At 44.3% G+C, this 15,014-nt stretch carries 13 protein-coding genes; 11 read left to right on the forward strand and 2 right to left on the reverse strand.

Annotated elements, in window-relative coordinates:
- Window positions 1-2: 2 nt before the first annotated feature.
- Window positions 3-2,063 (reverse strand): alpha amylase C-terminal domain-containing protein, encoded by a 2,061-nt coding sequence (locus NDK19_RS13880; protein ID WP_250632501.1) that lies wholly within the window; start codon window positions 2,061-2,063, stop codon window positions 3-5.
- 220 nt (window positions 2,064-2,283) lie between these two features.
- On the opposite strand from NDK19_RS13880, the gene NDK19_RS13885 reads away from it, so the two are divergent.
- The 5 genes from NDK19_RS13885 to NDK19_RS13905 all read left to right on the forward strand — a co-directional run bounded on the left by NDK19_RS13885 (window position 2,284) and on the right by NDK19_RS13905 (window position 6,910).
- Window positions 2,284-3,870 (forward strand): M28 family peptidase, encoded by a 1,587-nt coding sequence (locus NDK19_RS13885; protein WP_250632502.1) that lies wholly within the window; start codon window positions 2,284-2,286, stop codon window positions 3,868-3,870.
- A 76-nt stretch (window positions 3,871-3,946) separates the two neighbouring features.
- Window positions 3,947-4,888 (forward strand): UDP-glucuronic acid decarboxylase family protein, encoded by a 942-nt coding sequence (locus NDK19_RS13890; RefSeq protein WP_250632503.1) that lies wholly within the window; start codon window positions 3,947-3,949, stop codon window positions 4,886-4,888.
- Entirely contained in the window at window positions 4,889-5,212 is a 324-nt protein-coding gene (locus NDK19_RS13895) for a cupin domain-containing protein (protein WP_250632504.1), read from the forward strand. It begins immediately after the preceding gene.
- Between the two features lie 63 nt (window positions 5,213-5,275).
- Complete coding sequence (purU, locus tag NDK19_RS13900; RefSeq protein ID WP_250632505.1) at window positions 5,276-6,127, forward strand: formyltetrahydrofolate deformylase; 852 nt, start codon at window positions 5,276-5,278, stop codon at window positions 6,125-6,127.
- An 87-nt stretch (window positions 6,128-6,214) separates the two neighbouring features.
- On the forward strand, window positions 6,215-6,910 hold the full coding sequence (locus tag NDK19_RS13905) for a hypothetical protein (protein ID WP_250632506.1): 696 nt from the start codon (window positions 6,215-6,217) through the stop codon (window positions 6,908-6,910).
- On the opposite strand, the gene NDK19_RS13910 is transcribed toward NDK19_RS13905, so the two are convergent.
- Window positions 6,888-7,166, reverse strand: a complete 279-nt coding sequence (locus tag NDK19_RS13910; protein WP_250632507.1) for a hypothetical protein — start codon at window positions 7,164-7,166, stop codon at window positions 6,888-6,890. The genes NDK19_RS13905 and NDK19_RS13910 overlap by 23 nt on opposite strands.
- A gap of 58 nt (window positions 7,167-7,224) precedes the next feature.
- Here NDK19_RS13910 and NDK19_RS13915 point away from each other — a divergent pair, with 58 nt between their 5' ends.
- The 6 genes from NDK19_RS13915 (at window position 7,225) to NDK19_RS13940 (ending at window position 15,007) form a co-directional block, all read left to right on the forward strand.
- On the forward strand, window positions 7,225-8,805 hold the full coding sequence (locus NDK19_RS13915) for an HsdM family class I SAM-dependent methyltransferase (protein ID WP_250632508.1): 1,581 nt from the start codon (window positions 7,225-7,227) through the stop codon (window positions 8,803-8,805).
- A 144-nt stretch (window positions 8,806-8,949) separates the two neighbouring features.
- Window positions 8,950-10,164, forward strand: coding sequence for a tetratricopeptide repeat protein (locus tag NDK19_RS13920; protein WP_250632509.1), 1,215 nt, complete (start codon window positions 8,950-8,952; stop codon window positions 10,162-10,164).
- A gap of 3 nt (window positions 10,165-10,167) precedes the next feature.
- Window positions 10,168-11,172, forward strand: coding sequence for a GTP 3',8-cyclase MoaA (gene moaA, locus NDK19_RS13925; protein WP_250632510.1), 1,005 nt, complete (start codon window positions 10,168-10,170; stop codon window positions 11,170-11,172).
- 18 nt (window positions 11,173-11,190) lie between these two features.
- Window positions 11,191-12,804: an Eco57I restriction-modification methylase domain-containing protein gene (locus NDK19_RS13930; protein WP_250632511.1), complete on the forward strand. Its 1,614-nt coding sequence runs from the start codon at window positions 11,191-11,193 to the stop codon at window positions 12,802-12,804.
- Entirely contained in the window at window positions 12,801-13,565 is a 765-nt protein-coding gene (locus NDK19_RS13935) for a HincII family type II restriction endonuclease (protein ID WP_250632512.1), read from the forward strand. The genes NDK19_RS13930 and NDK19_RS13935 overlap by 4 nt, the downstream gene beginning before the upstream one ends.
- Window positions 13,566-13,576: 11 nt before the next feature.
- Window positions 13,577-15,007, forward strand: a complete 1,431-nt coding sequence (locus tag NDK19_RS13940; RefSeq protein WP_250632513.1) for a hypothetical protein — start codon at window positions 13,577-13,579, stop codon at window positions 15,005-15,007.
- The last annotated feature ends 7 nt before the right edge of the window (window positions 15,008-15,014 follow it).

Below are 15,014 nucleotides of genomic sequence, written 5' to 3' on the forward strand. Positions count from 1 at the left end.
CATCAGCCTATGCGCTCAAATATCTGCACCGTGCGCTGGGTGTTGTAGATGGAAATAAACTGCTTGTCATCGGTAAAAAACTCTGTTGCAAGGTCTATCCGCTCGTGGCCGCCGAATTCGTGTTCGTCGGAGGTCAGCACGATGCGGTATTTGCCATGCCGCGGCACCCAGAATTTGTAGTCGGGAACGGAAGCCGTCGGGTGGAAATTGAACACGAAAATCACCCCGCCTTTTTCAAAACAAATGGTTTGGTTGGTGCGGTCTTCGTTGAGCAGGTGCGTTTGCAAACCGGGTTGCAGCAGATTGTACCGCGTTACGAGTGCAATCATGGCGCGGTCAAAAGCCAGCAGGTATTCGTAGCGAAGCAGCCCGTTATCGGCGAGGCTCCACTGGCGGCGGGCGTATTTGTAGCTCCAATTGTTGCCTTCGCGCGGGAAATCAATCCACTCGGGATGTCCGAACTCGTTCCCCATAAAATTCAGGTAGCCTTCGCCGCCCAAAGCAATGGTAAACATCCGAATCATTTTGTGCAAGGCAATGCCTCTGTCCACTGCCAAACTGGGTATATTTTTGGCCATGCTGAAATACATCTCCTTGTCCATCAGGCGGAAGGCAATGGTTTTATCGCCCACTAATGCTTGGTCGTGCGATTCGCAATAGGCAACGGTACGCTCGTCTTTGCGGCGGTTGAGCATAGTATAATACATCTGCACAACGTCCCACTGCTCGTCGGTTTGGTCTTTGAGCAGTTTAATCCAGTAGTCGGGGATGCCCATACCCAGCCGATAGTCAAAGCCAATGCCGCCGCCTTCAATGGGGAAACCCAGCCCGGGCATTCCGCTTACGTCTTCGGCAATGGTGATTGCCCAAGGTTTGATGTGGTGGGTCAGGTAGTTGGCCAATTGCAAATAAGTAACCGCGTCTTTGTCCACCGCTTCGGTGAAATAATCGGCATAGCTGTTGAAAGCTACGTGCCCGTGGTGAACGTAGAGCATAGAGGTTACGCCGTCAAAGCGGAAGCCGTCAAAATCGAACTCCTCGAGCCAATAGCGCACATTGGACAGCAGAAATTGCAGCACTTCCCATTTGCCGTAATTGAACAGTTTGGAGTCCCAGTCGGGGTGCTCGCCGCGCCCACCCGCATGGAAATACTGATACTCCGTGCCATCCCAAAAATTCAGCCCTTCCAGAATATTTTTTACGGCATGAGAGTGTACCAAATCCATAATGACCAGAAGGCCGGCCTCGTGCGCTTTTTCTATGAGGTATTTCAAATCTTCGGGCGTTCCGAAACGCGAAGAGGGGGCAAAAAAACTGGACACATGGTAGCCAAACGAGCCATAGTAAGGATGTTCGGCCACAGCCATCAACTGAATGGCATTGTATCCGGCTTTTTGGATACGCGGCAGAATAAAATCGGCAAACTCGCGGTAAGTACCCAAGCCTTCGCGCTCCTGCGCCATCCCTACGTGTGCTTCGTAGATAAGCAAAGGCGTTTTTCCCGCTTTGATATCGCTTGCCAATTGCTCTACGGACGCTTTGGGGGCGGCTGTACTTTCATCGTTGCTGCTTTGCTGAACAGGCGGATGCCAAACCTGTGCGGCAAAATCTTTGGTGGTTTCATCCTGCACCACGCGGCGGATATATGCCGGAATCCGTTCCACTTCTCCTATCGCCGACTTCACCAGCACTTTGAACAAGCTGCCATGCTTCCATTGCTCTGCGTAAGTGGCATCATCCAAAAATATTTCCCAAATGCCGTCCGGTTCTTTCTTTTTTAGCGGGTGCGATGTGCGATTCCAGTTGTTAAAATCGCCAATCAGGAAAAGTGCCTCTGCTGCCGGTGCCCATTCGCGATAGTACCAACCTTTGGCAGTTGCATCATAGGTGATGCCTAATTGCTCATGCGCTCCGGCAAAGTCATACAAACTGCCGTAAACCTCCTCCAATCGGAAGAGAAGCTCGTGGAAACGCATAAAACGCTCGGTCAAGTGGCGGTTAAAAGGTGCAAGCCACGAATCCTGCTGTACAATGCGCAAATATTTACGGGTAGCTGTTTTCATAAGAAGGTGCGGTTCGTCATGGGTAGCTAACATACAAAAAAAGGAGAATTTTATGGGGTAAATGCAAAGTGTTGGAACATTAATGTGCAAGCATGTGTGGTTTCCTACGGTTACACACCCGTTGCCTGTACCTGCAAAGAATGTTCTTCCCCCCAACCGCATGAAGGCGGTACAAAATGTGCTACATTTGTAAGAACGCTATTACTTAAATTCCGACATCATGATTAAACACAATCGCTTTCGGCTGTTGTCCCTGTTGATTGCTTTTCAGGGACTGAGCCTGTTTGCTTGGGCGCAAAGCGTACAAACTTACAGCGCCACCATTACGCAGGATGACCTGAAAAAACACCTGACCTACATTGCCTCCGATGAATTGGAAGGGCGCGACACCGGCTCTAAGGGTATCCGACTGGCAGCGGATTATGTGGTGAAACATTTCAAAGAATGGGGACTTACAGGGCCTGTGGCAAGCAACGCCGCCAACAGTTTTCTGCAACCCGTGCCGCTGCAAACTACGCGCTTTGAAACTACGCTTAGCATTAAGGGCAAAAATCTGGAACCCTTCAAAGACTATATTTTCATTAACAGCGGCATTGCAACAGGCAAGGCCAAAACCGACATCGTATTCGGCGGCTACGGCATTGACGATGAGGCATATTCGGATTTCCGCAATACGAAGTTGGACGTAAAAGACAAAGCCGTCGTCATTTTGAACGATGAACCGCGCAATGCCGAAGGCAAATACCTGATTTCGGGAACGGACAAACCTTCCGAAAAATGGAACATGAACGCCCGCATGGAACTGCTGCGCAACAAAGGCGCAAAGTACGTGCTGATTGCCATTCCTGATGAAACCTTCAACCGCTATGCCGGTATGATGAAAGCCTCTGCCGAACGCGGCAGCCTTGGTTTGGCAGGTGCTGCCCCGCGTCCTGCGCGTATGGCCGGCGATATGATTGTACCGATGTCGGGAGTTGCCGCATTGGTAGGTGCCAATCAGGCAGATTTTGAAACCCGCATGAAGGCGGCACAAAATCAATCCCTTGCCGGAACGATGAAGACCAAACTCAAAGCCGATATCAAAAAAGTACAAACGCAGATTTTCTGCAACAATGTGCTGGGCTTTGTAGAAGGCACCGATAAAAAAGACGAAGTCATCATACTTTCTGCCCATTACGACCACGTAGGCATCCAAAACGGCAAAATAATGAACGGTGCAGACGACGATGGCTCGGGAGTAGTTGCCGTGATGGAAATGGCAGAAGCCTTTGCCAAAGCCAAAGCCGACGGTAATGCACCTCGCCGCAGTGTGCTGTTCCTACTCGTAACGGCAGAAGAAAAAGGGCTGCTGGGTTCGCAGTACTACGCCGACCAAAACCCGATTTTCCCGCTTGCCAATACAGTTGCCGACTTGAACATTGACATGATTGGCCGCATGGACGATAAGTACAAAGACAATCCTAACTATGTCTATGTCATCGGGTCTGACCGCCTCTCTACCGACCTGCACAATATTGGCGAAGAGGTAAACAAAAAATACTTCTCTGACCTGAAGTTAGACTATACTTACAACGACCCGAACGACCCCAATCGGTTCTACTTCCGTTCCGACCACTATAACTTTGCCAAGCACGGCATTCCGTCCATGTTCTACTTCAACGGTGTTCATGCGGACTATCACCAGCCAACCGATGATGTGGAAAAAATCCACTTCGGTAAATTGGAGAAAATTACACGCTATATTTTCTCCACGGCATGGGAAATTGCCAATCGGGAGGAGCGTTTGGTAGTAGATAAAAAACAATAGCAGAATTTTTTACCATGCAGAGGCGTAACACGACGCGCCTCTGCATGTATGGTCAATTAAAACTAAACTACAATTCATGGAAAAAGTCCTCATCACCGGTGCAGCCGGGTTTCTGGGTTCGCATTTGTGCGACCGCTTCATCAAAGAAGGCTACCATGTCATCGGCATGGATAATCTGCTGACGGGTAACTTAGACAACATTGCACACCTGTTTCCGCTCAAAAATTTTGAATATTATCATCACGACGTAACCAAGTTTGTCCACATACCCGGCGACTTGCGCTACATCCTCCATTTTGCTTCTCCTGCAAGCCCGATTGACTATCTCAAAATGCCGATTCAGACCATGAAAGTAGGGTCTATCGGCACAATGAACCTGCTGGGGCTTGCCAAGGACAAAGGCGCTCGCATTCTGGTAGCTTCTACCTCCGAAATTTACGGCGACCCCGACGTGCACCCACAACCCGAAGAGTACTGGGGCAATGTGAATCCCATCGGGCCGCGCGGTGTTTACGATGAGGCCAAGCGCTTCATGGAAGCCATTACGATGGCCTATCATAATTTCCACGGCGTAGATACGCGCATTGTTCGCATTTTCAATACCTACGGGCCGCGCATGAGGTTAGATGACGGTCGCGCTTTGCCTGCGTTTATGAGCCAAGCACTTCGCGGCGAAGACATCACCGTTTTCGGCGACGGCAGCCAGACTCGTTCGTTCTGCTATGTGGACGATTTGATTGAAGGCATCTACCGCCTGCTAATGAGCGACTATCACCTGCCCGTGAACATCGGCAACCCCAATGAAATCAGCATCAGGCAGTTTGCCGAAGAGATTATTGCGCTGACAGGAACTAACCAAAAGATTGTTTATAAACCACTGCCGCAGGACGACCCCAAACAGCGCCGCCCGAACATTGACAAGGCAAGGCAGTTTCTAGGATGGGAGCCCAAAGTGGGCAGAGCAGAAGGTTTGAAAATCACTTACGAGTATTTCAAAAATAAAATCCAACAACGATAGATGAATGCATACAGCATAGCTGCCCTGCCTGCCAAAGAGTTTATACCCGGCTTTTGGGGGCGCATGATTCACACCGAACACGCCACCCTTGCCTATTGGGAAATTGTAGGCGACAGCGTACTGCCCCTTCATTCGCACCCGCATGAGCAAACCGTTAATATGCTGGAAGGCGAATTTGAAATGACCATCGGCGGCGAAACCCGCGTGCTGAAAGCAGGGGAGGTGGTAGTGATATCCGGTAATGTACCTCATTCGGGCAGAGCAACAGGGCAACCTTGCAAAATCTTAGACGTATTTTGTCCGCGAAGAGAGGATTACCAATAAAACAGATGAGACCTGACAGGTTGGGGAAACCTGTCAGGTCTATTTTACAGACATCATCAACCTATGCAAGCCAGTAACTTTCAAAGCCATGTATTGCTGATAGACTGCCCCGACCAACAAGGTTTGGTGCACAAAATCACAGGCGTTTTGTACCATCACCACCTCAATATTTTGCGCAACGACGAGTTTGTGGAGCGCACAACAGGGCATTTTTATATGCGTACCGAATTTTCGGGTGAACTGAATGCCGAAAAAGTAGCTTATGGTCTGCGCGGTATCCTGCCCGATGAAGCCAATATCCGGTTGGAAAGCGTCCACGCCAAGCGGGTGGTATTGCTGGCAACCAAAGAGCATCACTGCCTCAGCGACCTATTAGTGCGCAATATGTATCAGGATTTACACATGAACGTGCAGGCAGTAATTGCCAACCACGAACACCTGCGCCCGCTGGTAGAAAAATTTGGTATTCCGTTTATCTGTGTGTCGCATGAGGGGCTATCCCGCGAAGCGCACGAAGAGGCAGTTTTGGCAGCCATTGAGCCATTCAACCCTGAGTTTTTGGTGTTGGCAAAGTACATGCGCGTGCTGACCCCTGCCTTTACTCGCCGTTTTCCGAATCGGATTATCAATATTCACCACTCGTTTTTGCCTGCTTTTATTGGCGCAAATCCTTACAAACAGGCTTTTGAACGCGGGGTGAAAATCATAGGCGCAACGGCACATTTTGTCAATGACAATTTGGACGAAGGGCCGATTATCATGCAAGATGTCATCCACGTTGACCACAGCAAAACGGCGGCAGACATGGCAAGGGCAGGCCGCGATGTAGAAAAAATTGTGCTGGCGCGCGCCCTCAAATTAGTATTTGAAGACCGCGTATTTGTCCGCAACAACAAAACGGTGATTTTTGAGTGAGTATATGTAGAGAGGTAGCATAGGATTGACCTGAATGAGAAACTATACATTGGGGGAATTTGTGAGAATAAATAAAACAAAAAAAATATGTATAACGAAAACAACTTTCTGAAAGCCCTTTCACAAGCATTTGAAAACTACTTGAAATTCGGTGCGAGAAGCACAGAAAAACTAAAACCTATTCATCTGTTTTTGGCAAATACTTTACAAACTATTTTCGGGCAAGACTATGAAACGCATTATTTAGGCGAAAACTCAAAAGAATTTACCGTAGAAGGCAAATATTATCCCAAAGATATTGATATTACCGTTACGCACAACGGAAAACCTATTTTCTGTTTGGGCTTGAAGTTCGTAACGTCAAATTACAAGCAAAATGCTAACAATTATTTTGAAGGTATGATGGGCGAAACCGCTAATATTCAACGTCAAAATATACCTTATGCACAAGTAATTGTATTTCGCCATGAAACACCTTACTACAAAAAAGGATTAGACGAGCAGAAAGACAAAACACCCTTTAAAATTGAAGTCATCAATCAAAAAGACCTTAGCAAATACGTGAATTTAGTATTTGACACACAGCAAGCCCACCGACCTTTTGCTATTGGCATTTTGTTGGTAGAAATCAACGAAACTACTTGCGAAGTCAAAAAAATTGAGCCAAATTCTGTTTTAGATAGTAATTTTGCGGAACTTTTAAAGGCAAAGTTATCAATGGAAAACCTCTTTACTGAAATACAAGCATTTAGGACTTATCTTAAAACAAATAAGATAAAGTAATAAGCGTTGGTTTTTCTCCGTAGTATCCTTCAAACCTTTCTTCAAAAAGCTGAAGGGTTACTTGTAAAATTAAATCGTCATGATTATTACCAATTAGAGTTTGTTCTACGGTTTCAACATCTACATTACATATTTTGGCTATTTGCTTGGTAGTTCCCAAAGGCATAAAACTTATGATTTTACACATTACATCTCTACTTAGGATACTTTTGTAGTAAGTTGTCGGAAAGTGAATTAAATCGGATATAGTTTGCATAAAATTTAATTTTTGAAGTGAATTATGCTGCAATATACAAAAAAATAATAAAAAAATTATGGCTTCGCTGACTAAAACTTACGATAATCAAAAACTATTAGGGCAAGTTTATACGCCCCGTTTTGTGGTAGAAAAAATATTGAATGATATTGGTTTTGATAATCCAAATAGTTTAGGAAAGACAATTTTAGACCCCTCATGTGGGGACGGACGTTTTTTGGTGGTGGTAGCCGAGAAAATTATTGAACTTTCCCCAAAAGAGAATTTACAAAAGAACTTAGAAAAAATTTACGGCTGGGATATTGATGAACAAGCCATTGCGTATTGCCTTGAAAATTTGAATGAATTGATAAAACCTTTGGATATACAAGTGAATTGGAACATTCAAGTTTGCAATTCGTTGAAAAAAATTATTGAGTTTGACACGCAAAAGTTTGATTTTATTATAGGCAATCCGCCCTATATTCGCATACAGCATTTGGAAGAAGCTGAACGAATTTTTTTACAAAATTTTTATAAATTTTGTAAAAGTGGTTCTACCGATACCTACATTGCTTTTTATGAATTGTGCAATTTTTTGTTAGAAAAAAATGGAGTTTGCGGACTAATTACACCTAATACATTTTTTTATAGTGAAACTGCCAAGTTTATGCGTGCCTACTTTGCCAATAAACAAAGCATAACAAAAATCACTAATTATGCTGATATTCAATTATTTGACAACGCTACTACGTATAGTGCCATTACTATTTTTGGTAGACAATCTAATGAAAGTTTTATTTTTGAACAAGCTAAAAATCCTAAAGAATTTGAAATAAGGGAGATAAGTTTTGAAGAAATCAAAAATCAAAAAATTTGGCAGTTGAGCACTAATCCAAATGTAGAGCAAGACGGTGTAAAATTGAAAGATATTTGTAATATTCATGTGGGTATTACTACCCTTTGCGATAAAGCCTATATTTTTTCAGTCGAAGAAATTGAAAATGACTCTGATTTTGTATTGGCAAAAACACATTTTAAAGGTTTGGTAAAGATAGAAAAGGCAATCTTGAAACCCATAATCAAAGCCTCAAAACTAAAAAGCAGTGCAGACGAAATTAATCAGTACATTTTATTTCCTTACCAAAAAGTGAATGGAAAACACAAAATCATACCCGAAGAAACTCTGAAAGCTGTATACCCTTTGGCATATAGCTATCTTTTAAGTGTAAAAGATGAATTGGATAAAAGAGATAATGGGAAACCTAATCCGGTAGCATGGTATGCCTTCGGCAGAAGTCAGGGATTAGATACGAGTTTTGGCAAGAAAATTTTATTTTCACCAATCAATAATAAGCCCAATTTCATTTTGGTAGAAAATGAAGAAACCACATTTTATTCGGGTTATTGTATCAAATATCAAGGCGACTATGGGTTTTTGTTAGAGCAACTGAATTCGCAACGATTAGCAGATTTCATTGCAGTTTCAAGCCGCGATTTTCGTGGCGGTTGGAAAGCCTATAATAAAAAAGCCTTGGAAGAGTTTACAATAATAGGATACCAAGAAAACAAATCAAGTGAGGAACAACTAACAAATGTACCTAATAAAGGCTTATCGGGAAGCGGAGCAAAAGTACTTGCCTTAAATTTTGGTGCTTAGCTCTTGTTGATGTAAGGTGCAGCATGTTCAACTACTATCTTTACCCGGCCACACATAAGCGCAAATGGTGCAACCTTTGCAACAGAATAATAGTTAGTCAATGGAAGGCCGAGTTGTGCCTATTTTTGCAGTAAAATCCGCTTTATGAATCGTATCCTGTTCCGCCTTGCTTCTCTCGTGGTTATATGCTGCGCATCGCTTGGATGCTCCATCACGGGTGTGCGTGCCCAGCAATTGCCCCATCAGGACAGTGTGGAAATGCTGCTGACCAACATTGCCATTCAGGTAGAGTGTACGCAGGCCATCAACGATATGTACAATTTCAAGTTCCGGCAGGCAGAAAGTATTTTCCGTTGGTTGCGGCGTACCTATCCCGAACATCCGCTGCCCTACTTTCTGATGGGTTTGAGCCAATGGTGGCGCATCATGCCCAATCCTGACAATACGCAATACGACGACCGTTTTCTGGCTTATTTGGACAGTGCCATAGAAAAAGGCGAAAAATTGTTAGACAACGGCAGACCCAAGCAGAAAATAGAAGCAGCTTTCTTTTTGGCTGGTGCATGGGGATTTAAGGGTAGGCTCTATTCTGACCGCAAACAATGGACAAAGGCCACTTTTGCAGGCAAACGCGCCCTGAAATACATGGAGCTGGCTGCCGACCAGAATGACCTCAGCCCCGAGCTGCTCTTTGGCGATGGGTTGTATAACTATTATTCCATCTGGGTGCCTGAAAATTACCCCATTTTAAGGCCTGTACTTTGGTTTTTTAAAAAGGGCGACAAAGCACTGGGTATTGCTCAATTGGAAAAAGTAGTGGCAGAGGCATTCTATACCAAAACAGAGGCCATGAACTTTCTTATGCGCATATACGGCGATGAGAGTATGCCCGACAAGGCCTTTGAAACTGCCCGCTACCTGCATACAACTTTCCCCGATAATCCGTATTTTCACCGCTACTACGCGCGGCTGCTCTACCAGCGCGGGCAATTCTACGAACTGGAAAGCGTTGCCAAAAGCATCATAGACAAAATTGACAACGGCGAAACAGGTTATGAGGAGGTCAGCGGGCGCTATGCAAGTTTCTATCTGGCGCATTTGTACCGCGTTGCCTACCGCGACAAAGCCCGTTCAAAGCAATATTATGAGCGCACGGTAGAGTTTTCCGAAAAGGCTAAAGCATACGAAGCGGGCTACTATTTGTATGCGCTTTCCGAACTGGCGCAAATGGCAGATGCGGAAAAAAATATTTTACAGGCAAAAAAGTATTATGAAAAAATCATAGACCATGCCGAGAAGAAACATCCGACCTACAAAGAAGCCAAAGCCTACTTGCAAAAACACCGCAAAGTAAAATAAGCCATGCAGCCGCCTGTACTATACGACAACCACAACCGCCCGATTACCTACGTCAGGCTGGCTGTTACCGACCGCTGCAACTTGCGGTGCTTCTACTGTATGCCTGAGCACGGTATTCAGTATCTGCCTAAAAAAGAACTCCTTAGCTACGAGGAAATGCTGCGGCTTGCAGCATTGCTGGCGCGCATGGGCATCAGCAAAGTGCGTATCACGGGCGGTGAGCCCTTCGTGCGCCGCGACCTGATGCCTTTTTTAGAACGCCTGTCGCAGACTGAAGGCATCCGAAAAATTACGCTGACTACCAACGGCGTATTGACCGCACCACACGTGCCGGCATTGGCAAAAATGGGGATTGATTCGGTCAATTTGAGCATAGACAGTTTAGACCGTGCACGATTTGCCCGCATCGCTCGCCGTGATGAACTGCCGCGTGTGATGGAAACGCTGCACAGCCTGCTGCAACACGGCATCCGAACCAAGCTGAACGCCGTTGTGATGGATGGGCAAAACACGGAAGACATTATCCCGCTGGCGACCTTTGCCCGCGACCACGCGGTAGATGTGCGATTCATTGAGGAAATGCCCTTCAACGGCGAAGGCGCTCATGCCCCTGTGCTGGTTTGGCATCATCGCAAAATTCTGACAACGCTGCAAGAGGCTTTCCCCGACATTGAGAAAATCCCTGACGAGCCTTTCAGCACGTCTATGAACTATCGCATTCCGGGTTTTCAGGGAAACATCGGGATTATTGCCGCTTTCAGCCGTACTTTTTGCGGCATGTGCAACCGCATCCGCATTACGGCACAGGGTACGCTGAAAACCTGCCTTTATGACGATGGCGTACTCAACGTCCGCGACCTGCTGCGCCAATATCCGCACGACGATGCACCCGTAGAAGCAGCCTTGCGCCGAGCTTTCAGCCAACGCCCCAAAGATGGCTTTGAGGCAGAACGCAACCGCAGCAATCACTTGCCTGTAAGCGAGTCCATGTCCACCATTGGGGGATGAAATCAAATAACAACTAAAATGGAAGCAGAAATATTATCGGCACAAAGCCGAAAAAATAAGTTTGGACAATATTTTACACCTGAAGCAGTTGCCGAATTTATGATAGATATGGCGCATATAACGCCGACATCTAAAATTTTAGAGCCTTCATGCGGTGAGGGTGTCTTTCTCAAATTATTACAGGAGAAAGGCTTTCAGGATATAACAGCTTATGAAATAGATAAGGATTTAGCTACAGAATTTCCTTTTGTCAATTATGAAAGTTTTGTTGCAGCAAAGATTAGCGAAAAGTTTGACTTAATTATAGGGAATCCGCCTTATATCCGATGGAAAAATTTGGAAGAAGAGCTGAAAGCAGAGCTTGCAGTAAATCCGCTTTGGAACCGATATTTTAATTCACTCTGCGATTATCTGTATATTTTCATACTCAAATCAATTGAATTGCTGAATGAAAACGGACAACTGATATTTATTTGTCCTGAATATTGGATGAATACGACACATTCCGTTTCTCTGCGAAATTATATGATTCAAAATGGCTGTTTTGAAGAAATATATCATTTTAATGAAACCCCGATTTTTGATAAAGTTACCGTATCGGTTGTAATTTTCAAGTTTGTAAAAACAAAGAAAAAAGACAAAAAAATTAAAGTAACAAAATTTTATGCCAACCGAAAACTAACCAAGGAAACACTGGAAAATTTAAAGAAAAAAAATAGTATTGAAGATGCTGTTTATTTAGAAATTTCACAATTTAAAATTAATGAACGTTGGCTATTGGCAACAGACGAAGTAAAAAACGAACTGCAAAAGATAGAAACTGCCTGCCGAAAGCCGCCTATGAATCTGTCATTGAGTTTATTTGAAAGCGAAAAACCGGTATATTATACAATCGGTGAATTTTGTGATATTGGCAATGGATTGGTAAGCGGCTTGGATAAAGCATTTCAAATAAGTGAGCATATAGATGAGTGCCATTTTACGAAGTATGAAAAGGCTGCTACAATTCATGTAGTGAAGGCAAAAGATTTGAAGCCTTTCTATGCAAACAAAACAACAAAGTATATATTTGTTGGAGATATTGCTTCGGAAGATAAATTACAGGAGCTTTACCCTAATTTCTATTCTCATTTACAACCGTATAAGATTGATTTAACAAAACGTTATCAATATAATCGTAAAATCAATTATTGGGAATGGGTTTTTCTGCGAAATATTAGTCTGTTTAATAGACCCGAAAAACGCATCTTTGTACCTTGCAAAGAACGTATTTCCAACAAAAATCACTTTCGCTTTGCATTAGTCAATGAGGGTGTTTTTCCTACACAGGATGTTACGGCGATTTTCAAAAAAACGACTACTCAGGAAAGCGTAGAATATATTCTGGCTTATCTGAATCATCCTGCCATATTTAACTGGCTGAAATACAATGGAATCATCAAGGGCAATATTGTAGAGTTTTCAGAAAAGCCTATTGCAAGTATTCCATTTAGGAAAATTAATTGGCATGATTCCCGCGAAGTTCAACTGCATGAAAAGATAACTTCTCTTACACAGAACTTTTTATCTGAAAGAAATCATGGCTTGCTGAAAGAAATTAATAATTTGTTTATCCAACTTCTGGATATATGAAAGTTCGCTACACTGAATTAGCTGAAAAGTTGAGAGGTATATCTATACCCAAACCTCTGTCGGGAAATATAGCAGGACATGCAGCAGGTGAACCTTTTGATAAGCATGTTTATCATATGATTAAAGAGCAACTGCCTGCAAATACATTCAGGCAATATGAATACCTGAATGACTTATTCAGAAAAAATCCTGCAACAATTGGTTATGAAGCAAGGCAAGCTTTATTTGATTCGCCAACAGTTATGTTTTTACTGAGCCGCGGTAAAAACGCTACCGATAAGTGGAGTGTTGAAAATCCTTTTGACGAAAAACAAAATGACACGGCAGATATTCTGGTGGTAAAAGACGGATTTTATGAAATTATTGATGTAAAAACTCGCAACATATCAAAATCTGCCCAGCCGCCTAATATTATTTCAGCTTTTAAGTTGGCACAATTTTGTGGTAAAATGATTGACAATCAAGAGTTTGATAACTTTACCATCAATTATATTGAAATAGACTGGGAACTTGAAAATGAACAATTGGTTTGTCGGGATGTTCACTTTGCCTGTCTGTTCAAGACCTTACCTGATACGCTTTACATCAACTGGGCAGCAGCTATGCAAATACAATTTCATGTATCCGATTTAGAGCAAAACTTTGAAGGGTCTATGGAAGAATGGGCGCGAGCTTATTTAAAACATTTTGTTAATCAGGCCAATAAACGGGCTGCCGATATGATTGAGCGGTTTGTAAAACCTTTTGAGAAATACCTGTAATATTAGTGCTAATGAAAATAGTTTTATTATTATGGGGTGTTTGTTTACAACTATCCGCCGCAGCGCAAATTCCCGATAGCGTGCTGACAGAGCCGCGTCGCCATGCCGAATGGTGGTTGCAGCGTTTTCCGACGGTGGACTTGCCACGTGATACTTTGCACGGCATTTTGCCCCATGCTGTTTTTGGCTATGAGGCAGGCACAATCAACTGGCAGCCTTTGCAATTGCCTAAACAGGTGTACCGCATCACGGGAGTAGATATTGTGTTCAGCCTGTATCCCAAAGACATCCGCAAGTGGGATATTAACTACTATGAGCTACTTGCAGCAAGGATTAAGTCGGTGTTGCAGCGTTTTCCGAAGTTGAACCGCCCTAATGTACAGTGGCGAGCCGTGCGACAAACGGCAGCCAATAACCGCACACAAGCAGCGGCATTGTTCCACGGTGTGGTTTTTCATGTGGAACTGAAACCACCCGACACTTCGCATTTGGCATGGGAACGGGCTGAGGCAGTCCTGCAAAGGCAACAGCTGCGCGACCGTATCTCCCGATTCTATCGCCGCCCTGACTATACGGAAACAGTCGTCCGCGACTTCTTCAGCGAACATGAACGGCTTGCAGGCAGCGTTATTGTGATGGATTGGACGGGTAGTATGTATCCCTACGGCATAGATGTGATTTTGCAACAATTTTTTGCCAAAGAAGAGGAAAGCGCCACTGCTTTTGTATTTTTCAATGACGGCGGCAATGCGCCTCCCGCAAGTAAAAAGATAGGCAAAACGGGCGGCATTTACCACGCTAACCCCCGCGATATGGAAGAGGTGTATCGCATGATGCGCAAAGTAGCAGAGGACGGCAATGGTGTAGATACCCCCGAAAATGATATAGAGGCACTGATAGCTGCCGAGCAAAAATACCCTTCGGCAGCCCGCCGCTATCTCATTGCCGATAACCGTTCGCCCGTGCGCGACCTGCGCCTGATGACGCAACTCACCCAACCCGTAGATGTGATTTTGTGCAACACTAATTTTAACTTGTTTGGTAAAAAATTTCGGCTAATCAATTCCGACTATGTGCGGCTGACTGCTGCCAATGGCGGCCATCTTTATGCAGACGGCATACCTGAACCTCTCAGCGCCGACTGGGAAAAACTGCCGCGCCTGACAGTAGAACGACATTCTTTTTATGTCATCGGGGAAGATTTCAACCTGCAAATTCCGCAGAGCATCACCCTGTTGTTTGACCAAAATGGTATCACAGTTTCGCAGCGCGATATTGATTTTCAACCGCAGGAAATAAGTAAAATGATTGGCTTCAACGAGGAAAACTTCCCCGATATTATCAAACTCAACGAACTGCTGACCGAAAAAGGGAAGCGAAAACCAAGTAAAAAAGCACTGCAACACGCCGACAAGATGCAGACAAAGAAAAAGGCACAGTGAAAAAGCA

Origin of the sequence: Rhodoflexus caldus, assembly GCF_021206925.1 — a bacterium.
Taxonomy (GTDB): Bacteria; Bacteroidota; Bacteroidia; order Cytophagales; family Thermoflexibacteraceae; genus Rhodoflexus; species Rhodoflexus caldus.